19 protein-coding genes are annotated in these 20295 nt (G+C 33.2%); 14 read left to right on the forward strand and 5 right to left on the reverse strand.

Features of this window, described 5'->3' with window-relative positions; translation table 11 throughout:
* Positions 1 to 105: 105 nt before the first annotated feature.
* Complete coding sequence (gene pruA / locus V1T75_RS07720) at positions 106 to 1731, reverse strand: L-glutamate gamma-semialdehyde dehydrogenase (RefSeq protein WP_330487966.1); 1626 nt, start codon at positions 1729 to 1731, stop codon at positions 106 to 108.
* 141 nt (positions 1732 to 1872) lie between these two features.
* On the opposite strand from pruA, the gene V1T75_RS07725 reads away from it, so the two are divergent.
* From V1T75_RS07725 to V1T75_RS07740, 4 genes are read left to right on the forward strand one after another with little or no spacing between them, the layout of a single operon-like run.
* Complete coding sequence (locus tag V1T75_RS07725; RefSeq protein ID WP_330487967.1) at positions 1873 to 2592, forward strand: NRDE family protein; 720 nt, start codon at positions 1873 to 1875, stop codon at positions 2590 to 2592.
* A gap of 30 nt (positions 2593 to 2622) precedes the next feature.
* On the forward strand, positions 2623 to 3294 hold the full coding sequence (locus V1T75_RS07730; RefSeq protein WP_330487968.1) for a hypothetical protein: 672 nt from the start codon (positions 2623 to 2625) through the stop codon (positions 3292 to 3294).
* Between the two features lie 7 nt (positions 3295 to 3301).
* A complete protein-coding gene (locus V1T75_RS07735; RefSeq protein ID WP_330487969.1) occupies positions 3302 to 5083 on the forward strand; it encodes a hypothetical protein in 1782 nt (593 codons plus the stop codon).
* Positions 5084 to 5088: 5 nt separating this feature from the next.
* Positions 5089 to 6417, forward strand: a complete 1329-nt coding sequence (locus tag V1T75_RS07740) for a hypothetical protein (RefSeq protein WP_330487970.1) — start codon at positions 5089 to 5091, stop codon at positions 6415 to 6417.
* On the opposite strand, the gene V1T75_RS07745 is transcribed toward V1T75_RS07740, so the two are convergent.
* The 3 genes from V1T75_RS07745 to V1T75_RS07755 are packed head-to-tail and all read right to left on the reverse strand — an operon-like array spanning position 6414 to position 9196.
* Positions 6414 to 7526 carry a DUF3667 domain-containing protein gene (locus V1T75_RS07745; protein ID WP_330487971.1) on the reverse strand — a complete coding sequence of 371 codons (1113 nt, stop codon included), beginning with the start codon at positions 7524 to 7526 and terminating at the stop codon, positions 6414 to 6416. The two genes, V1T75_RS07740 and V1T75_RS07745, sit on opposite strands and share 4 nt — an antisense overlap.
* Positions 7526 to 7912, reverse strand: coding sequence for a Co2+/Mg2+ efflux protein ApaG (apaG, locus tag V1T75_RS07750; RefSeq protein WP_330487972.1), 387 nt, complete (start codon positions 7910 to 7912; stop codon positions 7526 to 7528). The genes V1T75_RS07745 and apaG overlap by 1 nt, the downstream gene beginning before the upstream one ends.
* A gap of 51 nt (positions 7913 to 7963) precedes the next feature.
* The gene (locus tag V1T75_RS07755) at positions 7964 to 9196 is read right to left on the reverse strand and encodes a type IX secretion system plug protein (protein WP_330487973.1); all 1233 of its coding nucleotides are present in this window, start codon (positions 9194 to 9196) and stop codon (positions 7964 to 7966) included.
* Between the two features lie 162 nt (positions 9197 to 9358).
* Between V1T75_RS07755 and V1T75_RS07760 the strand changes: the two genes are divergently transcribed.
* The 6 genes from V1T75_RS07760 to nqrF all read left to right on the forward strand — a co-directional run bounded on the left by V1T75_RS07760 (position 9359) and on the right by nqrF (position 15455).
* A complete protein-coding gene (locus V1T75_RS07760; RefSeq protein ID WP_330487974.1) occupies positions 9359 to 10711 on the forward strand; it encodes a Na(+)-translocating NADH-quinone reductase subunit A in 1353 nt (450 codons plus the stop codon).
* Between the two features lie 3 nt (positions 10712 to 10714).
* Positions 10715 to 11920 (forward strand): NADH:ubiquinone reductase (Na(+)-transporting) subunit B, encoded by a 1206-nt coding sequence (locus tag V1T75_RS07765; RefSeq protein WP_330487975.1) that lies wholly within the window; start codon positions 10715 to 10717, stop codon positions 11918 to 11920.
* A gap of 2 nt (positions 11921 to 11922) precedes the next feature.
* Positions 11923 to 12663, forward strand: coding sequence for a Na(+)-translocating NADH-quinone reductase subunit C (locus tag V1T75_RS07770; RefSeq protein ID WP_330487976.1), 741 nt, complete (start codon positions 11923 to 11925; stop codon positions 12661 to 12663).
* Positions 12664 to 12665: 2 nt separating this feature from the next.
* Positions 12666 to 13310 (forward strand): NADH:ubiquinone reductase (Na(+)-transporting) subunit D, encoded by a 645-nt coding sequence (locus V1T75_RS07775; RefSeq protein WP_099215191.1) that lies wholly within the window; start codon positions 12666 to 12668, stop codon positions 13308 to 13310.
* 85 nt (positions 13311 to 13395) lie between these two features.
* The gene (nqrE, locus tag V1T75_RS07780) at positions 13396 to 14145 is read left to right on the forward strand and encodes an NADH:ubiquinone reductase (Na(+)-transporting) subunit E (RefSeq protein WP_330487977.1); all 750 of its coding nucleotides are present in this window, start codon (positions 13396 to 13398) and stop codon (positions 14143 to 14145) included.
* A complete protein-coding gene (nqrF, locus tag V1T75_RS07785; protein WP_330487978.1) occupies positions 14145 to 15455 on the forward strand; it encodes an NADH:ubiquinone reductase (Na(+)-transporting) subunit F in 1311 nt (436 codons plus the stop codon). Before nqrE ends, nqrF begins: the two co-directional genes overlap by 1 nt.
* 314 nt (positions 15456 to 15769) lie before the next feature.
* Here the strand turns inward: nqrF and V1T75_RS07790 are convergent, their stop codons facing one another.
* Positions 15770 to 16231 (reverse strand): Na(+)-translocating NADH-quinone reductase subunit F, encoded by a 462-nt coding sequence (locus V1T75_RS07790; RefSeq protein WP_330487979.1) that lies wholly within the window; start codon positions 16229 to 16231, stop codon positions 15770 to 15772.
* 69 nt (positions 16232 to 16300) lie between these two features.
* Here V1T75_RS07790 and V1T75_RS07795 point away from each other — a divergent pair, with 69 nt between their 5' ends.
* From V1T75_RS07795 to hflX, 4 genes are all read left to right on the forward strand, one after another.
* Positions 16301 to 17659 carry a DEAD/DEAH box helicase gene (locus V1T75_RS07795; RefSeq protein WP_330487980.1) on the forward strand — a complete coding sequence of 453 codons (1359 nt, stop codon included), beginning with the start codon at positions 16301 to 16303 and terminating at the stop codon, positions 17657 to 17659.
* Positions 17659 to 18021, forward strand: coding sequence for a Na(+)-translocating NADH-quinone reductase subunit F (locus V1T75_RS07800; RefSeq protein ID WP_330487981.1), 363 nt, complete (start codon positions 17659 to 17661; stop codon positions 18019 to 18021). The genes V1T75_RS07795 and V1T75_RS07800 overlap by 1 nt, the downstream gene beginning before the upstream one ends.
* Before the next feature lie 336 nt (positions 18022 to 18357).
* Entirely contained in the window at positions 18358 to 18921 is a 564-nt protein-coding gene (locus tag V1T75_RS07805) for a uracil-DNA glycosylase family protein (protein ID WP_330487982.1), read from the forward strand.
* A 160-nt stretch (positions 18922 to 19081) separates the two neighbouring features.
* The gene (gene hflX / locus V1T75_RS07810) at positions 19082 to 20281 is read left to right on the forward strand and encodes a GTPase HflX (RefSeq protein ID WP_330487983.1); all 1200 of its coding nucleotides are present in this window, start codon (positions 19082 to 19084) and stop codon (positions 20279 to 20281) included.
* Positions 20282 to 20295: the final 14 nt, after the last annotated feature.

A 20295-nucleotide genomic window follows, 5' to 3' on the forward strand; every position in this document is an offset into this window, starting at 1 on the left:
CTTCTTGAAGGATAATAAAAAAAGCAACCTTACTTCGGCTACGCTCAGTAACCAAAGGGGTTGCTTTTAATTTATATAAAGATTCCTTGTTCGGATTTTCTTTTCTTATCCTAAGAAAGGGTAACGGTAATCTACAGGAGAAACAAAAGTTTCTTTGATTAAACGAGGAGATACCCAACGTAATAAGTTTTGAGCAGATCCTGCTTTATCGTTTGTTCCTGAAGCTCTAGCTCCACCAAATGGTTGTTGCCCTACAACAGCTCCTGTTGGCTTATCGTTTACATAGAAGTTACCAGCACAGTTTTCTAACGCTTTCGTAGCTTCAGCAACCGCATAACGATCTGTAGAGAATACAGCACCAGTTAAAGCGTATTCAGAAGTTCCGTCAACTAATTGTAATGTATCAGCCCAATCAGCATCTTCATACACATAAATAGTAACTACAGGACCGAATAATTCAGTTTCCATAGTCGTATATTTAGGGTTGGTAGTTAAGATAACAGTTGGTTCAATAAAGTATCCTTTCGATTTGTCGTAGTTACCACCAGCAATAATTTCAGCATCCGCATCTGCTTTCGCTTGGTCAATATATTTAGCTAATTTATCAAATGAACCTTCGTGAATTACCGCAGTAATAAAGTTACTCATATCTTCTGGAGACCCCATTTTAAAAGAAGCGATATCTTCTTTTACATAGTTTAAGGTTTCTTCAGCTAACGATTTTGGTAAATATACTCTTGAAGCCGCAGAACATTTTTGACCTTGGAATTCAAAAGCACCACGAGAAATACCTGTTGCTACTTGTTTTGGATTAGCAGAAGGGTGTGCAATGATAAAATCTTTACCACCAGTTTCTCCTACAATTCTTGGGTATGTTTTGTATGTGTGAATGTTTTCACCAATCTTTTTCCATAGTTCCTTAAATACATAAGTAGAACCTGTAAAGTGGATTCCAGCAAAATCAGGAGAAGATAAAACTACATCAGTAATTTCAACAGGATCACCATAAATTACGTTGATAACACCGTCTGGTACACCAGCTTCTTTAAATACATCTACAATTACTTTTGCAGAGAAAATTTGGCTGTCAGATGGTTTCCATACTACAACGTTCCCCATCATTGCAGCCGATGCAGGTAAGTTTGCAGCAATAGCCGTAAAGTTAAAAGGAGTAATTGCGTATACAAATCCTTCTAACGGACGGTACTCAACACGGTTCCAAATTCCGTCGTCAGAGTTTGGTTGCTCGTTGTAAATTTCAGACATGTATTCTACGTTAAAACGTAAAAAGTCAATTAACTCACAAGCAGCATCAATCTCAGCTTGGTGAACGGTTTTAGATTGCGCAATCATAGTTGCAGCGTTAATCTTTGCACGGTAAGGACCCGCAATTAACTCAGCAGCACGTAAAAAGATAGCAGCTCTTTGTTCCCATGGCATTTGTGCCCACTCAGTACGAGCTTCTAAAGCATTAGCAATCGCTTTTTCCGCATGAGACCTATCTCCAATATGATAGTGTCCTACCACGTGTTGATGATCGTGCGGAGGAGTCATATTACGAGTATTTCCAGTTCTAACTTCTTCGTTACCGATGTACATTGGTACATCTACAGATCCGTTAAAGTATTCTTTGTATTGTTTTGAAACGGCTTCACGCTCTGAAGATCCAGGAGCGTATCCTTTTACCGGTTCGTTAATGGCAGTTGGTACGTGAAAAAATCCTTTTCCCATTTGTATGTTGTTTGTTGAATTAAATTTCTTTCTTTGTTATTGAAAAAGCCCGATAATGAACTTTCTTAAATGACAAAGTTACGGTTATTTTAGGAATATTTAAATGGACATAAGGCTGGAATTATATAAAAGGAAAACAACATGTGTACGGTAACTTATTTACCCTTAGGGAATAAAAATTTTATATTAACTTCAAATAGAGATGAAGACCCAAAACGAAAAACGATTGCACCAAAAACATATGTAGAAGATGGAGTAAAGTTAACCTATCCGAAAGATGAATTGGCCGGAGGTACATGGATTGGGTTAAGTGAAAAAAACAGATTAATTTGCTTGTTAAATGGAGGCTTTACAAAGCATCAAAGAGCAGAATCATACCGAATGAGTAGAGGAGTGATTGTAAAACAACTATTAAAAGTTGAAGACCCTGTTGAAATAATTAATCATTTTGATTTTGAAGGAATTGAGCCTTTTACAATTGTGTTGGTTGATTGGAATAATGAACTGCAAGCGTATGAATTGGTTTGGGATGGAGCTGAAAAACATTTTCAAAAGCTAGATGGTACTCCTAAAATTTGGTCATCATCTACACTGTATACTGATGAAATGAAACAGCTAAGAAAAGAGTGGTTTGCTGACTGGTTGTCAAACAATAAAGAATTTCATCAATCGGGTATTGTTAACTTTCATCTTGATGAAACAAGAGGAACTAAAGAAACATCTCTAAAGATGAAACGTCATAATGTAGAAACAGTTAGTGTAACATCTGTTATAAAAAACGAAAAAGAACTTAGGATGAGCTACTGTGATTTATATTCAAATATTAACAAAATAGAGGAACAAATCATTCGCTTGCAGTAAAACCTATTTAATATCTTTGCAAAAAAAAATATGAATAAAAGACTGCTATTAATATTCTCTACAATTACTATTTTTTTATTCACGAGTTGTTTCGAGTTTGTAGAAGAGGTAACTTTTAATAAAGATGGCTCTGGAAGTGCTGAGCTTACAATTAATCTTAGTAAAAGTAAAACAAAGTTAGCCTCTATAATGTTACTCGATAGTATAAATGGCTACAAAGTACCTTCAAAAACAACTATTAGAAAGAAAGTAGAAGAAATAGTTGCTAAAATTAAAGCGACAAAAGGAGTTCACAATGTAAAAAACACCTTAGATTTTAATGAGTTTATCGTGACGGTTTCTTGTAATTTTGATAATGTGGAAGCGTTAAACGAGGTCATAGCTAATTTTAGTTCAAAAAAACACATAGAAGCTATTAAAAAGAACAAGCATTTTACCTTTAACGAAAAGAGTAAGACATTCACACGTAGCCATCATTTTGATTTGGGAAAAGAATTTAAGAAAACAAAAAATCAAGATCGTAAAGTATTTGAAACAGCAACTTATACAAGTGTTTATAGGTTTGAAGCACCGATAAAATCAAGTGAGAATAATCAAGCGAGAATATCACAAAGTAAAAAAGCTATTATGTTGCATTTACAAGCACAAGACATCATAGCAAACAAGCAAACAATTAAAAATAAAATACAATTAGAGAATTAAATTTAGGATGAAAAAAATTATTGCTACACTACTGTTATTAAATGCATATACAGCTACACAGGCTCAACGATTAGAGTCTAAAATACCTAACAATGTAGATGTATTAGTTTCTGCAAATGCGGAAAATTTATTTAAGTTGATAAAAGTATCAGATATAGATAAAAGTGCTATTGGAAAAGAGATTTTAAAAGACTTAAATAGAAGTAATAAAACTTACAGAGTAGAATCTGTAGTTGAGTCAGAGTCAGATGAAAAGAAAGAAGACTCAAAAGAAATAGAAGAAAGAAAAAAAGTGTCTTCTGTTGCGAATGCAGGTATAGATATTAAATCAAATGCTTATTATTTCTTTAGTAAAACCGATAGTATTTCATATCATAACTTTTATGTGGAGTTGAAAGATAGAGCGTTGTTTGAGTCGATGCTAAGTAAACGAAATAAAAAGAAGATAAGAAGAATGGAAGGTTACAGTATTATTGAAGGACGTAGCGATATTAGAATTTGGAATGATGACTATCTTTTGTTGGTAAATGGAGATGCATCTAGAGGATATTTTTCAACTCATAAAGAACGTTTAGATAAACTTAAAGAAAAAGGAGAGTTTAATTACAATTTCAAAAAAAGGATAGGCAAAGGTTGGACAAAAAAGTATGTGTTAGATTTATTTAATAAGAATGTTGTCAACTCTATTGCTTCCAATAAAAAATTTCAAAAAAGTAAAAAGAAAAACGCTTCAGCAACATTATGGGTTCGTAACTATGGAATGTTAATGACAGATTTGTTTAAGTCTTTTGGTGGATATCTTTATCCCATGTATGCTGAAGGTGGAGATCAAAACATTTACGGAGTAGAAGAAGTAACAGCTAATTTATTTTTTGAAAAAAGCGATGCGAGAATTTTATTAGATATGTCGGTTAGTCCTGATATGAAGAAATCTTTTAAAAAGATTTATAATAAAAGAATGAGTCGCGATCTAGTAAACAGCTTTGATCATGATAAAGCATTAGCTTTTTGGAGTATTTCTATAAACACAGAAGAAACATTAAAGCAATATCCAGAATTAGTGCATAAGATGTACGGAGGTATTTTACCTAAATTTAAAGAGGAAATGGACATTGTAGGAGATTTATTTTCTTTAATTATAGACGAAGAGGCTGTTGGAAGATTGGTTACCGGAGATGCTCTTTTGGTGTTAAACGATTTTTCTAAAGAAGAAGTTGAATACACTACATATGAGTACGACAAAGACTACAAACGTAAAGAAGTAACAAAAACGAAAGAAGAATTTGTTCCCGATTTTACGCTAATGATTGGTTCAAAAGAAGAAGATTTATTAAATAAATTTTTCAAGTTAGGAGAAAAGCACAAAGCCGTAGAAATTGAAAATAACGTAGTAAAGTTTAAAACTAAAAAGTCTGATATCCCATTTAACCTATATTCAGTAGTTAAAAACGATGTATTGTACTTAACAACGTCTGAAGCTAATGCGTTACGTATTGCTAGAGGGAATAACAACTTCAATACTAAAAAGCATAGTAAATTAGTTAGAGATAATTCAACAGTGTTTTTTGTTAATGTTAATGCGGTTTTAAATAAGATTCCTAATAAGTGGATGAGTAAAACTGAAAAAGAAGCCATGCGTTTTTCAACAAATCACTTAAATGACGGAGTGTTTAGAGTATCGAGAGTAAAAGGAAGCACCATTTCTTCTGAATTAAAAATCTCCACACAAGGAACAGAAGAGAACACCTTAAAATTATTGTTAGAGTTTATCAATGCAGTAGCCAAGTAAACTAAATGATAAAAAGAATAGCATATATACTTATAATAGTATGCTGTATTATAGTTACGGTTGGATTTTTTAGATACAATCCAACCGTAATTTATGCAAAAAAAGTTCCAGCTTCAGCTGAAACGGTAGTCTATGTCAATCTTCGAGAAATAGAGTACAACATACTCCTTAGTTTTTTAAAGCACCCGTTTTCTCAGTTAGACTTTAAAAAATCTTCAAACACAAAAGAGAAAAAGAAAATAACGTTGTTAGATGAGGTAGAAGTGCCTACTAATTTGTTTTTATATACCAACACACGAGTGTTTAAAGACTTTTTTGTCAGCAGCCCAATATTCGTAAAGAAAAATTTTATAAACGCTTTAAAAGAAGAGAAGTTTATTGCGCATAATGTTAGTAAAACTACAGTGTATAGTAAAGGAATGATAAGTTGCGTAGTAAAAGATAACTTGTTACAAGTGTTATTCAAAAAACATAAGAAGGCACAAATATCACCCGAGTTATTATCTAAATTAAATCAAGAAAACTACTTTTCTGAAAACGATTTAATTTTCAAACAAATAAAAAACAGTAAACAGCCAGTGGTTATAAGTACTTTGAAAGGAGACTTTTTCGAGTTTGTTGTAGATAAAGGTAGTTTAAGAATCCAAGGTGAGTTGAGAGAAGAAAACAACTTGTTTAAACCATTTAAAGCAACATCAGTAGCTGGTTCAATATTGAGTGTGTCAGGAAAGTTAAATACTGAACTAATAGCTGATGGATTAAGTGAAAACCTAAAGAAAAAGTTTAAAAAACTTACAACATTGTCATTGGACTCCGTTACTAATAAGTGGAATGGAGTCATAGAGGGGAACCTTACTTCTTTTATAGAAAAATCAGATACCATCGTAACTTATGGATATGATGATGATTTTAATAAGATTGAAAAGAAAGAAATTCAAAATACAATAACTCCTGAAATAACTTTAGAGTTGCAAGGAAGTCAGCTTTGTGATTACTTGAAAGAAAAAGAAGTGATTAAGAGCGTTAAGAATGAAGAGCTATTAACATTGATGCCTTTGTTCACTACTTATAGTTTTTGTAAAGAAGATGGCTTAAAGTTTACAGCAAAAAAAAATCAAAAGCTAACTAAAGATATCGACGGCAACAAGAAGTTTTACTTCTTGTTTAATGTCGTCAATTATCAAGAAAAAGACAGAGGTATTTACTCTTTTAAAAATAAATACCTAGATAAGGTGAAAACAATACAGTTGTCAGTAACTAATAATAATCAATTAGATGCAACTGTAGAGTTACAAAACACTTCTAAAAACGTCTTCTTGCAAATGCTAGATTAATAAAAGGCAAAAGCAGCAAACGATATAGCGATAGAGCCAAACATAGCTAATACAAAAAACATAGTATTGGCTAGTATGTATTTCATAAATGTTTTAAAATACCCTTGATTGTAAAATCTTTTCATGGCTATAAATAAATAAATCATGAAGAGTAGTAAGAAAACAAGTAAAAAACTGTCTGAATGCTTGAAAAAATCTATTATATAAAAAATAGAAAACAGCAGAAAGAGTACGGTTTGTACATGAAATACAAAAACAAGATGTTCTACATATGTATACCTTCTTCTAAGGTAAATAAACTTTAAAAATAAAGTGAATATAGGCAGGAGTATAAATAATGCGATAGAAGCATACGATAGTATTTGACGGAAAAACTTCTTAGCTTCATCTTTATCTAAAAATACGGAGTTAAAAACTTTTGCACGTGAATACCAAAAACGATTGCTAAAGTTTTTTTCTACTTTCAAGCTGTCCAAAGCAACCTCTATTGGTACTTTAGGGTTGGTTTTTTGAAATTTCATGAATTTAATGATTCTGAAAGAGTCATTAGGGTCAGCTTTGGCTAGTTTTAGTTCAGAATTATATGAAACTGATGTGGAGTCAGATTTAGGTTGTGTTTTCTTTGCTTCCGTAGAATCTTGTTGTTCAAGTTGTTTGAAAACCACCTCTTGTATGGAATCTAAATCTACTTCTATCGTCTCACTAGTGTTGTTGTTTAATTTAACCTGAGAATTGTTGCCTGAGGATTTACCAATTCTTAATTCTTCAAATTTTTTATAGCTATCCGTTAAGCTTATAATTAAAAAAAAGATTATTGAAGTGGCAAGATAAAACCGAAACGGATTGGTGTACGTGGTTCTTTTTCCTTCAATATAATCTTTTGAAACTTTACCAGGGCTTATTAATAATGGAATAAGTGTTCGCCAAAACTTGGTGTCTAAAGAGAAAAAACCCGCAAAAAGTTCACGGAGAAAAATACTTAATGTAATTTTTTTACCTCTGTTTTTTTGTCCGCATTCTGGACAAAATTTTTCATTATTAGTAAAAGGGTGTCCACAGTTTAAGCAGTTAGCATCTCTTATAACTGGAACTTTATTTTTTTTAATCATTAGTTTAAAATAGTAGTAGTGGTTAGTTGAAAAGTTGGAATGATTACTAAAAATTCTTCAAGAGTTTCTACGTTTATCATTTTGTAATTGCCTCCCATAGCACCTGTAGTAGAAAGTAAAAAAGAATTAGACCTGTAATTGTAAATCTCGTTAGGTTTTAAGGTTGGAGTTTCTCCAACAACCCCTTCGCCTTCCACATATTCAGTGTTGTTAAGAGCGTCAAAAATAACCCAAAAGCGTTCTAGTAGTTTTACCGTATCTTTTGACTTGTTTTCTATAGAGATGTAATAACTAAACGCATAGTACTGTCGATGCCCTCTGTAAACAGAGCCCCTAAAAGATGTTTTTACAGAGATCTTGATGCCTTTAGTTATTTGTTGAAACATATGATAAAGATAGTTCTTTTTCAGTCTTTAGTCAATGTTTCTATGCATACCTTACCTATTTTGGTTGAAAAATCCGTATCCAACACCAATTACACTGTCGTAAATTTCACCAAAAGGTTTGTAGTAAACAATCACAGTATACTCATTTTCGGTTTGGTAAAAAGAACCGTCAACTTCATGTAAATCAATATTTTTGTTGTTGCTCAATGTAACATAGCTGTAGTTGTAAAAGCCTTGCTTAAAAGGAAGTGTAGCTTTGTAAATTCTCTGAGAGGAATCGTAAATCATTTTGTTTTCTTCAGATAATTCGTAATTGTTAAATGCGCCATAAACATAAACATCTTTGTTTTCGTAAGGTTCAAAAGCTTCTAAAGAAAAATGAACTACAGAATAATCAGCTTCGGTATTATCTCTATCATCAACAACATCTCGTTCTGTGGTTCTAACCACAAACTGTCCATTGATATCGGGGTTGTAAGTGTATATTTTATCAGTACGTGGCTCGTCTGTGTAAAGATAGCTGTGATATAGGTTTTTACGTTCTACTCTAGCAACATTCAAACTAGAGTTTCGTATGAATTTTGTGTCAAAGTTTAAAAACTCGTTTCCTCCCCAAAAATTAGTTTTTATAGTGTGATTGTATAATAATTGCTGAGGTTTGATAAATATGGGTTGGAGATTGGTAATTGCGGTATTCCAATTGTGATTTTGAAATAATACAACATTAATTTCTTGTGATGGCGTATTGATTTGTAAACCCGGATGATTAACTGAAAATTGAACGGTTTGTTGTTGGTTGGTTGTTGCTGTGTTTCTACTTCTAAAAGCGGCAACGCCAACAGTAGTAATATCTTCGTAAAACACACAGCGTCTGGTAAAAACAACTTCGTAGTTTTCGTCGATAACAGAAATTAAATAATTACCGCTTTTGGTGATGATTGTATTTTGATTGGGAATTTCTACAGTATAATGTGTATAAGGTTGAAGTGTGTTAAAAGAATTGGTGAAATTGATAATTTCGTTTTGTTCGAAACCTTCTATATACTGATTGCTTGTCATGGAGCTAGGTTTCCAATCATGGGTCATGTGTTCAATTTTATATTGGTACTGTTTGCTATCAGCATCCAAATCGTCAAAAGACAACTTTAAAACAGCTCCTAAACGAACAATAGGAGCGTAAAAATTAGGGTTGTTTTTAGGTCGTAACTGTACAGTTTTTATGTTTTGAGCAAAGCTCGAAACAACTAGTAAAAAGGCAATTAAGGATAGTTCTTTTTTCATCATGATGTAACAAAAGTATCAAAATATAAGCCAAAGACAAGGTTTTTATTTAGAATAAGTATAAATAATAAGGTTTCGTAAAGATAAAAATGGTTTTGTTCTGCAAAGGGATTCAAAATTTTTAAATTTGCGTGTTTTTTAAGAAAATCAAATTAATCAGTTCCTATGTCAAAAGACATCCGTATTAAGAAAGGCTTGGATATCAAGCTAGTTGGCGAGGCAGAACAGGTAACTACCGAACTTCAATTAGGTAGTGTGTTTGCAGTAAAGCCAGATGATTTTCACGGCGTTATTCCTAAAATTTTAGCAAAAGAAGGTACAGAAGTAAAAGCAGGTGAAGCACTTTTTTATTCAAAAAGTGATGAGCGTATTTTATTTCCTAGCCCTGTTAGTGGTAAAGTTACAGAAATCGTTCGTGGAGCACGAAGAAAAGTTTTAGCAATTAAAATCACTGCTGATGCACAGCAGGAATACAAAGATTTTGGTAAAAAAGATGTAGACGCAATGTCTGGAGAAGAGGTGAAAAACCACTTGTTTGCTTCAGGTTGTTGGCCGTTTGTAAAACAACGTCCATACGACGTGGTTGCAAACCCTAATCAAGCACCAAAAGCAATTTTTGTATCAGCCTACGCAAGTGCACCTTTGGCAGCTGATTATGATTATGCGTTAAAAGGTAAGGAAGCAGCATTACAAGCAGCGTTAACAGCGTTAACAAAATTAACAGCTGGTAAAGTACATGTTTCTATTGCTAAAAACTCAACACTATCACCGTTTAAAGAGGTGAAAGGAGTTGAGCTACATAAAGTTTCAGGACCGCACCCAGTAGGTAATGTAAGTACTCAAATAGCACAAATTGACCCTATTAACAAAGGAGAAGTAGTGTGGGTAGTTACTCCTCAAGATTTAGTAGTAATAGGAGAATTATTATTAACTGGAAAGTTTAATATAACTCGTACGGTTGCATTAGCAGGTTCTAAATTTAACAAACCACAGTACGTAACTGCGAAGGCAGGAGCGCAAATAGCTGATGTTGTTAAAGGAAATTTAGATGCCAATAATGCTCGTGTAATTAGTGGTAATGTTTTAAGTGGTTTGGAAGTTAAAGAAGATGGTTTCCTAGGCTACTACGATAACTTAATTACCGCTATCCCAGAAGGAGATGACTATGAGTTATTTGGGTGGAATAAGCCAGTTTTTAATAAAATATCTACTTCTAGAGCATTAACTTTTTCTTGGTTAAATCCAAAGAAAAAATATGATTTAGATACGAATACTAACGGAGAACATAGAGCATTTGTAGTAACAGGTTCTTATGAAGAAATTTTCCCGTTAGATATCTATCCGATGCAATTATTAAAAGCTTGTATGTATAAAGATCTTGACGAAATGGAAGGATTAGGAGCTTACGAAATTGCACCAGAAGATTTTGCGTTAACAGAATTTATTTGTGTGTCGAAACAACCTCACCAAAAAATAATTCGTGAAGGATTAGATTTAATGAGAGAAGAATTAGGATAAGATATGGGCTTAAAACAAAACTTACATAATTTAAAAAAGAAGTATGAAGGAACTAAAATAGCTCCGCTATTTAATGGTTTTCATACATTCTTATATATGCCGAATGAGACGACTCATGGAGGAACTCACATTAAGTCGGCAGATGATCTTAAACGTACGATGAATACCGTAATCATGGCATTAGTTCCATGTTTAATATTCGGTATGTTTAATGCAGGATATCAGCATAATCTTCAAATAGAAGCCGTTTCAAACGCAACTGGTTTCTTTTCTGGAGAATTTTGGAATATGGATAACTTACTAATCGGTTTAGTTAAAATATTACCATTAGTAATTGTATCGTATGTTGTTGGTTTGGCAATAGAATTTATTTTTTGCATCATCAAAGGACATGAGATAGAAGAAGGGTACTTAGTAACAGGAATGTTAGTTCCGTTAATCGTACCTGTAGATTTACCATTATGGATGTTAGCAGTAGCGGTAGCATTTGGTGTTGTAATTGGTAAAGAAGTGTTTGGAGGAACTGGGATGAATATCTTAAACCCAGCTTTAACCATTCGTGCATTCTTATTCTTCGCATATCCAACATGGATGTCTGGAGATAAAGTATGGGTTCAAGGAGCTGTAGAAGCTGCAGGAACAGCTGATGCTATTTCAGGAGAAACAATCTTAGGAAGTTTAGCACAGTCACAACCATTAAACTATTCAGTTTCTGATATGTTCTTCGGGTTTATCCCTGGTTCGGTAGGAGAAACGTCAACATTGTTAATTTTAGTAGGAGCGTTGTTTTTAATCTTTACAAAGATTGGAAGCTGGAGAATTATGTTATCTGCAGTTATCGGAGCTTTAGCAATGGGATTCATCTTCAACCAAGTAGTTGATATGGGATGGATTGGTGAAACAAGCAAGTTTTACGGATTAATGAGCTTAGATTTCTGGAAGCATTTACTAATTGGAGGTTTTGCATTTGGTGCGGTATATATGGCAACTGACCCAGTAACAGCATCGCAAACAAACAAAGGAAAATGGATTTATGGATTCTTAATTGGGTTTATTTCAATTATGATTCGTGTATTCAACCCAGCATATCCAGAAGGAGTAATGTTAGCAATTTTATTAATGAACGTGTTTGCTCCAACAATTGACCATTACGTAGTTCAAGGTAATGTTAAGAGAAGATTAAAACGTTTAAAAGCTAAAACTGCCTAATTATGAGTAAGAAGACAGATAGTAATTTATATACGGTACTTTTCGCCATAGGAATGGTGTTAGTAGTAGGTGCGTTGTTAGCTTTTACAGCGTCATCACTTCGCCCAACAATCGATGCTAATAAACGTATCGAGAAGCAGCAAAACATTTTGTATGCCATGGGTGTTAACGAAAATGATGAAACAAGTGTAGCGTTTGTTTCAAAAGATAAAGTAGCAGAAGAGTTTGCTAAATACATTAAAAAACAATTAGTAATTGAAGGAGATAACGTTTCTGAAGATGCTAAAGCGTATTTAATTGATGTAAAAAAACAACAAACAGCAGCTAAAGAAGGTAAAACAAGAAAGTTACCCTTATTTGTAGGTGAAAAGGATGGCAAAACGTTCTATATCGCCCCTATTAGAGGTAAAGGTCTTTGGGATGCTATTTGGGGGTATGTTGCAATGGATAAAAATATGGTAGTTCAAGGAGTTTTCTTCGATCACAAAGGAGAAACACCAGGTTTAGGAGCTAACATTAAGCAACGTTACTTTATGGACGATTTTATTGGAGAAGATTTAATGAACAACGGTTCTTTTAAAGGAATTGCAGTTTCTAAATCTAACAATGATCCAAAAAATGAAGATAAAAATGATAACGAGGTAGATGCAATTGCAGGAGCAACTATTACTGGCGACGGGGTAGCTGCAATGCTTAAATCAGAATTAGCATTATACGTGCCTTACTTTAAAACATTAAAATAATTATGGGACTTTTATCAAAAAAAGACGCAGCATTAATTACTGATCCATTAGCAGATAATAACCCAATTACAATTCAGGTATTAGGTATTTGTTCTGCATTAGCAATTACAGCAGAGTTAAAAGCTTCTATTGTAATGTCTATATCAGTATTATTTGTATTAGGAGTAGGGAACGTAGTAATCTCGTTAATGAGAAATATTATTCCATCAAAAATTAGAATTATTGTACAGTTAATCGTCGTAGCTACATTGGTAATTATTGTAGACCAAGTATTAAAAGCATTTGCGTACGATTTAAGTAAAACCCTATCGGTATTTATTGGGTTAATTATTACCAACTGTATTATCATGGGACGTTTTGAAGCATTTGCGTTAGGTAACGGACCATGGAGGTCGTTTTTAGATGGAATAGGAAATGCTTTAGGATATGCAGTAATCTTAATTATTGTAGGTTTCTTTAGAGAGTTATTTGGTTCAGGTACTTTATTAGGATTTAAAGTATTAGGGGATCCTATCGAGAAAACAGGATTGTATGCTTTAGGATACGAAAACAACGGATTTATGTTATTATCACCAATGGCATTAATTGTTGTAGGTATTATTATTTGGGTACAACGTACAAGAAATAAAGCATTAGTAGAAGATTAAAATAGTAATGAGACGTTAGATATGAGAATTGAGATGCTATCAATAAACTCAATACTAACTACTCAATACTAAATACTATAAAAATATGGAACATATAGAATTATTTTTCAAATCGATATTTATAGATAACATGGTATTTGCTACCTTCTTAGGAATGTGTTCATACTTAGCAGTATCTAAAAAAGTATCAACAGCCGTAGGTTTAGGAGCTGCCGTAATCTTTGTATTAGCGGTAACAGTACCAGTAAACTGGTTGTTAGATCAATACTTATTACAGCCTGGAGCTTTAAAATGGTTAGGAGAAGAGTATGTAGATTATGACTTAAGTTTCTTATCGTTTATCATGTTTATTGCAACCATTGCAACCATGGTACAATTGGTAGAAATTATTGTTGAAAAATTTGCACCAGCCCTCTATAACTCTTTAGGTATTTTCTTACCATTAATTGCCGTAAACTGCGCAATTTTAGGAGGGTCGTTATTCATGCAATCTCGTGAAATCCCAACATTAGGCTTGTCATTTACCTACGGTATTGGTTCAGGAATCGGATGGTTTTTAGCAATTTTAGCAATTGCTGCTATTCGTGAAAAAATCAGATACTCTTCTGTGCCACCAGCATTAAGAGGATTAGGAATTACATTCATTATTACCGGATTAATGGCTATCGGATTTATGAGTTTCGGTGGAATGTTAACTGGAGGTGATGATGCAGGTAAAAAGGAAGAAACTGCTGAAGTTAAGGTTGAAAAGAAAGAAGTTGAAGAAAAGGTAGTAGAAAAGACTGAAGAAAAAGCAGAAGAATTAGCTAATAACACTAAAGAAATTACAGAATAATGGTATTTTTAGAAGTAAGCACAGGAGGAACAGTTGCTATTACAGTATTAGCGTTTTTAGCGGTAATCTTAGTTTTAGTAGCCTTATTATTATTTGTAAAACAAAAATTAGCACCATCTGGACCTGTAAAAATTACAATCAATGGTGAAAAAACAATAGAAGTACCATCAGGAGGAACGTTGTTATCTACCTTAGGTAATGAAAAAATCTTCTTACCATCAGCTTGTGGTGGTGGTGGTTCTTGTGTACAATGTGAGTGTCACGTTAACTCTGGTGGGGGGGAAGCTTTGCCAACAGAAACACCTCACTTTACACGTAAAGAACTACAACATGGTATTCGTTTAGCATGTCAGGTAAAAGTAAAACAAGACATGGACATTTCTATTCCAGAAGAAATCTTCGGAATAAAGAAATGGGAAGCAGTAGTTGTACGTAACTACAACGTAGCATCTTTTATTAAAGAATTTGTAGTTGAGATTCCAGAAGATATGAACTATAAAGCAGGAGGATATATTCAAATTGAAATACCACCATGTGAAGTTAAGTTTTCTGATATGGACATTACCGCACACCCAGAGGAGCACGAAACTCCAGACAAGTTCCAAATGGAATGGGATAAGTTTAAGTTATGGCCATTAGTAATGAAGAATGAAGAAACTGTAGAAAGAGCATACTCTATGGCTTCTTACCCTGCAGAAGGACGTGAAGTTATGCTAAACGTTCGTATTGCTACTCCACCATTTGATAGAGCTAAAGGTGGGTGGATGGATGTAAATCCAGGTATTGCATCTTCATACGTATTCTCAAGAAAAGTAGGAGATAAAGTAACGATTTCTGGACCTTATGGTGAATTCTTTATCAATGAGTCTGATGCAGAAATGTTATATGTAGGAGGTGGAGCAGGAATGGCACCAATGCGTTCTCATTTATACCATTTATTTAAAACCTTAAAAACAGGAAGAAAAGTTTCTTACTGGTACGGAGGTCGTTCTAAACGTGAGTTGTTCTACTTAGAGCATTTCTGGGCATTAGAAAAAGAGTTTCCTAACTTTAAGTTCCATATTGCTTTATCTGAGCCTTTACCAGAAGATAACTGGAAAGTGAAAGATAGTATTGATGCTGAAGGAGATGGTTTCGTAGGGTTTGTTCACAATTGTGTTATCGATAATTACTTAAGTAAGCACGATGCACCTGAAGATATTGAGTTATACTTCTGTGGACCACCACTAATGAACAAGGCAGTACAAAAAATGGGTGAAGACTTTGGTATTCCAGATGAAAACATTCGTTTTGATGACTTTGGAGGATAGACATATTGTATTTTTTACATATATAAAAACCGATACAAACTTGTATCGGTTTTTTTTATACTTAAAATATCACCATCCATAATTAATTTTTAGCTGTTTATAAACTTTTAACTTTTAGTTAAACTTAATAGGCTTACTTTGTAATGCTACTATTTACAACATAGTATAAAACCAAACTAACCTATGAACTGTCCAAATTGTAAATCTAACTTTGTTAAAAGAAAAAGAAGAAGCTTATTTCAAAAGGTAGTATTCTTTAATAAGAGAAAGTTTAAGTGTTATGAATGTAAAACAGTGTTTTTGGCTAAATAGCTTTATTCATAAATTACATCAAACTTATAAACAGGGGTGTCTTTTTCGTATTCAAAAACTTTAGCATAATCCATAACGTTGGCTATACTTTCTAGTTTACATAAATGCGCAACTACTGCATACAAACCATTAAACAAATTTTCTTTATCATTAGGGTGGTGAGGTTTTGGATTGTAATGACATAAAGGAACTGTAAAGCCACACGCTTTTAAAAATACGTTTTCTATTTGTAATAACTCAAGCGGACTATAACCGTTAAATTTTCTGCCTAAATTTTGATGAACCCTACCTATATAGCTAAGTTGCAATGAACCGTGACCGTTTGTTAGATATTTCCAGCTATCCTGATTGTCTAAGATGTTTCCAACGGCACATGCTGAACAACATTCAGGATTCAATTCATCGTTGTGAAAAGCATTGTAAAGCTTTATAAGTGCTTGTTCTAATCGTTTCGGTATTTCCATAATCAAAAAGGATTTACTCCCCTTAAATATACAAAATATTGGTTGTACCTTTGCAGCAAATTATTGTTAATGACTACTTTTCAAGATTTAGACTTATCAAACCCACTAAGAAATTCTATTGAAGAATTAGGTTTTGTAAACCCAACACCCATTCAAGAACAAGCCTTTCCTGTAATTCGCTCAGGAAAAGATGTAGTGGGAATTGCACAAACCGGTACAGGGAAAACCTTTGGGTATTTATTGCCAATACTCCGCGATTTAAAATTCTCAAAGCAACAGCACCCAAGAGTAATGATATTAGTGCCTACAAGAGAATTAGTAGTCCAGGTGGTAGAAGAAATAGAAAAACTAACCAAATACATTACAATACGAACTGTAGGAGTATATGGTGGGGTTAATTTAAACCGTCATAAAGAAGCAGTAATGCAAGGGGCTGATATTATAGTTGCTACTCCCGGACGTTTGTACGATTTAGCTTTAAGTAATGTACTGAAGTTAAAATCTATTCAGAAACTAGTCATTGATGAAGTAGATGTAATGCTTGACCTAGGCTTCCGTTTTCAGTTGTTAAACATTTTTGATTTGCTACCACAGCGACGTCAAAATATTATGTTTTCTGCAACGATGACAGAAGACGTAGAAGCTTTAATTGACGATTTTTTCATTGCTCCACATAAAATAGCAATTGCAGTTAGTGGAACGCCGTTAGACAACATTCAGCAAACAAGCTATAAGGTTCCAAATTTTTATACCAAAGTCAATTTACTAAACCATTTGTTATTTGATAAATCAGAATTTAGTAAAGTGTTGGTATTTGCCCCTAATAAACGAAATGCAGACCGATTGTTCGATTGTGTTGCAGAAGAATACCCGTCGCAAGCCTGTGTAATTCATTCAAATAAAACCCAGAACTATCGTTTGCGCTCCATAGAACAATTCAATAAAGGAGAAAAACGAATTTTAATTGCTACGGATGTAATTGCACGTGGATTGGACTTAGAAGAGATTACACATGTAATTAATTTTAACACACCACATTTCCCTGAAAATTACATGCACAGAATAGGTCGTACAGGTCGTGCAGAGCATGAAGGAAAAGCAATTTTATTTGCTACAGAAAAGGAACAGGAAGCTAAAGAAAGAATTGAGGAGTTGATGGATTATAAGATTCCAGAGTTAGAAATTCCAGCACAAGTTGAAATCTCAAAAGAGCTAACAGAAGAAGAGCGCCCAAAAGAAGAACGAGAAATAAATAAGAACAGAACTTCTCAAGAATACATTCCTGGATCTGCCTTTCACGAGAAAAAAGAGAAAAATAAGAAAACAAATCAAGGAGGTTCTTATCGAAGAGAAATTGCTAAGAAATATAAAAAACCAAAAACAAGAGGAGATAAAAACTATAACAAACGCAATAAGAAACGAAAGTAATGCAAGCACTTACAGAACAAGAACTTCATAATTTAGGAATGAATATTGTAGGAAAAAAACTACAAGAAATGGGCTATGAATTTATTGCTGTAAATAGTGAATTAAAAAGACACCCTCAGTTCGTATTGTATAAAAAAGGAGAACCAACAATTTTTGTATTGGTAAAAACCACGAACAATCTCCAATCGCCCCAAGAGTATGATGTATTGTGGATGGAAACTTTTAAAAGACACGCAGAAAAACAAAATGCCAAAGTTTGGTATGCAGGTATAGGAATAGCAAATGCAGAAAGTGTAGATTTACCTGTTTTTAAAAACGAACCCTATTATGTTGCTTTTGATGATTTTGTAAGAATCTCATAAAAATCAAAACACTAATTTTTAGATAATTACCCTTTTTCACTCATTGAAAAAGAGGGTTTTAATAGATTGAAAAGGGCAAAAACCCTATTAAATATCAAGTAGTTGCATGTTAATTTTACCACAGGGAAATTAATAAAATATCTAAAAAAATGAAAAGACAACTACTAACCAAAAAAGTGAAAAAACTAATGAAAACAATTATGGCAATCTTATCTGACTTAGGCAATGGCGCTAGCTATGCAATTAACAATTAAGAGCTATATAATTAAGACTAACAAACACTCGTTTTACAATGTAATCGAGTGTTTTTTTATACATAAATATTAACTTTACAGGGTGGAGAGTCTTCTAAGGAAAATAAAAGAATGTAAAATATGTGAGAAACATATAGAGCCTAACCCCGTAGTTTTAGCTAATAGCAAGTCAAAAATTATTATTGTAGGTCAAGCCCCCGGAACCAAAGTCCACCAGTCTGGAATTCCATGGAATGATGCTAGTGGAAAACAACTTAGGAAATGGTTGGGTGTTACCGATGAGCAATTTTACAACACAAACAATTTTGGAATAATTCCTATGGGGTTTTGTTATCCAGGAAAAGGAAAAACAGGAGATTTGCCACCAAGAAAAGAGTGTGCTCCAGAATGGCATCAACCTTTGTTAAAAGAAATTTCAGAAGTTAAACTGATTATTTTAATAGGAATGTACGCTCAAAACTATTATTTAAAAAAGAAAGCAAAACGAACACTTACCGAAACTGTAAATGCTTTTGAAGTGTATTTGCCTAAGTATTTTGTATTACCACACCCATCACCAAGAAATCGATTTTGGTTAACGAAAAATCCGTGGTTTGAAAAAGAGGTGTTGCCACAATTAAAAATGACTGTAAAAAAACTATTATAAGTCTTAAGGTAACTTGTTGCCTGTTTGGGTGCTGTTTTTCGGTAGGTAAAATAGCATCGATAACAATGAATATTAAACGATATTTAATCCCTTAAAATAATAGATTCTCAATTAAATAAGTTAACTAGTTTACATCGATAAATTTGTACTTTTGTAATGTATGATTGAAACAAGAGAAGCCATATCAGAAAAAGCGGTTTTAATAGGTATTATAACCCAAAATCAAGACGAAAAGAAATCAGAAGAATACCTTGATGAATTAGAGTTTTTAACGCTTACAGCAGGAGGAGTTGCTGTTAAACGATTTGTTCAAAAGTTGGATAAACCACATCCAAAAACGTTTATTGGAACAGGTAAATTGGAAGATGTAAAAGCCTATATAGATTCCAATGATATAGGAACAGCCATTTTTGATGACGAGCTATCGCCAGCGCAACTTAGAAATGTTGAACGTTTTTTAGAGTGTAAAATTTTAGATAGAACCAATTTAATACTTGATATTTTTGCAAGTAGAGCGCAAACAAGCTCAGCAAAAGCACAAGTTGAACTAGCACAATACCAATATTTATTACCTCGATTAACCAGAATGTGGACCCACCTCGATAAGCAAAAAGGAGGAATTGGGATGCGTGGTCCTGGTGAAACAGAAATAGAAACCGACCGTCGTATTATTCGAGATAAAATTTCACTGCTAAAAAAGAAACTGCTAACTATTGACAAGCAAATGTCCATACAGCGAAAAAATCGTGGAAAAATGGTACGTGTTGCCTTAGTTGGATACACCAATGTTGGGAAATCTACGCTAATGAATGTAGTTAGTAAAAGTGAGGTATTTGCTGAAAATAAATTATTTGCAACACTAGATACTACAGTTAGAAAAGTAGTTATAAAAAATATTCCTTTTTTAATGACAGATACTGTTGGGTTTATTAGAAAATTACCAACTCAATTAGTAGAGTCTTTTAAATCTACTTTAGATGAAGTTCGTGAAGCAGATTTGTTATTACATGTCGTAGATATTTCACATCCAAATTTTGAAGATCATATAGCTTCTGTAAATAAAATTTTAGATGAAATAGATAGTAAAGATAAACCCACGGTTATGGTGTTTAACAAAATAGATGCGTATACGCATGAAACTATTAATGAAGACGATTTAGTAACAGAAAAAACGAAAGAGCATTATACATTAGAGGATTGGAAAAGAACCTGGATGAATGATCTAGAAACAGAGAGCATTTTTATTTCTGCCTTGAATAAAGACAACCTAGAAAATTTTAAAGACAAGGTGTATGAAGAAGTAAAAAAAATACACATTCAACGTTTTCCGTACAACGATTTCTTGTATCAAGAGTATTAGTTTTTTACACTAAC

Source organism: Tenacibaculum sp. FZY0031, assembly GCF_036350695.1.
Taxonomy (GTDB): Bacteria; Bacteroidota; Bacteroidia; order Flavobacteriales; family Flavobacteriaceae; genus Polaribacter.

What these genes read in the sequence shown, in the direction of transcription:
- V1T75_RS07770 (WP_330487976.1), top strand. Translation starts at nt 11,923, where the DNA reads ATGAGTAAGAAGACAGATAGTAATTTATATACGGTACTTTTCGCCATA.
- V1T75_RS07790 (WP_330487979.1), bottom strand. Translation starts at nt 16,231, where the DNA reads ATGGAAATACCGAAACGATTAGAACAAGCACTTATAAAGCTTTACAAT.
- V1T75_RS07800 (WP_330487981.1), top strand. Translation starts at nt 17,659, where the DNA reads ATGCAAGCACTTACAGAACAAGAACTTCATAATTTAGGAATGAATATT.
- hflX (WP_330487983.1), top strand. Translation starts at nt 19,082, where the DNA reads ATGATTGAAACAAGAGAAGCCATATCAGAAAAAGCGGTTTTAATAGGT.
- V1T75_RS07760 (WP_330487974.1), top strand. Translation starts at nt 9,359, where the DNA reads ATGTCAAAAGACATCCGTATTAAGAAAGGCTTGGATATCAAGCTAGTT.
- V1T75_RS07755 (WP_330487973.1), bottom strand. Translation starts at nt 9,196, where the DNA reads ATGATGAAAAAAGAACTATCCTTAATTGCCTTTTTACTAGTTGTTTCG.
- V1T75_RS07775 (WP_099215191.1), top strand. Translation starts at nt 12,666, where the DNA reads ATGGGACTTTTATCAAAAAAAGACGCAGCATTAATTACTGATCCATTA.
- pruA (WP_330487966.1), bottom strand. Translation starts at nt 1,731, where the DNA reads ATGGGAAAAGGATTTTTTCACGTACCAACTGCCATTAACGAACCGGTA.
- V1T75_RS07740 (WP_330487970.1), top strand. Translation starts at nt 5,089, where the DNA reads ATGATAAAAAGAATAGCATATATACTTATAATAGTATGCTGTATTATA.
- V1T75_RS07735 (WP_330487969.1), top strand. Translation starts at nt 3,302, where the DNA reads ATGAAAAAAATTATTGCTACACTACTGTTATTAAATGCATATACAGCT.
- apaG (WP_330487972.1), bottom strand. Translation starts at nt 7,912, where the DNA reads ATGTTTCAACAAATAACTAAAGGCATCAAGATCTCTGTAAAAACATCT.
- nqrE (WP_330487977.1), top strand. Translation starts at nt 13,396, where the DNA reads ATGGAACATATAGAATTATTTTTCAAATCGATATTTATAGATAACATG.
- V1T75_RS07730 (WP_330487968.1), top strand. Translation starts at nt 2,623, where the DNA reads ATGAATAAAAGACTGCTATTAATATTCTCTACAATTACTATTTTTTTA.
- V1T75_RS07795 (WP_330487980.1), top strand. Translation starts at nt 16,301, where the DNA reads ATGACTACTTTTCAAGATTTAGACTTATCAAACCCACTAAGAAATTCT.
- V1T75_RS07765 (WP_330487975.1), top strand. Translation starts at nt 10,715, where the DNA reads ATGGGCTTAAAACAAAACTTACATAATTTAAAAAAGAAGTATGAAGGA.
- V1T75_RS07745 (WP_330487971.1), bottom strand. Translation starts at nt 7,526, where the DNA reads ATGATTAAAAAAAATAAAGTTCCAGTTATAAGAGATGCTAACTGCTTA.
- V1T75_RS07725 (WP_330487967.1), top strand. Translation starts at nt 1,873, where the DNA reads ATGTGTACGGTAACTTATTTACCCTTAGGGAATAAAAATTTTATATTA.
- nqrF (WP_330487978.1), top strand. Translation starts at nt 14,145, where the DNA reads ATGGTATTTTTAGAAGTAAGCACAGGAGGAACAGTTGCTATTACAGTA.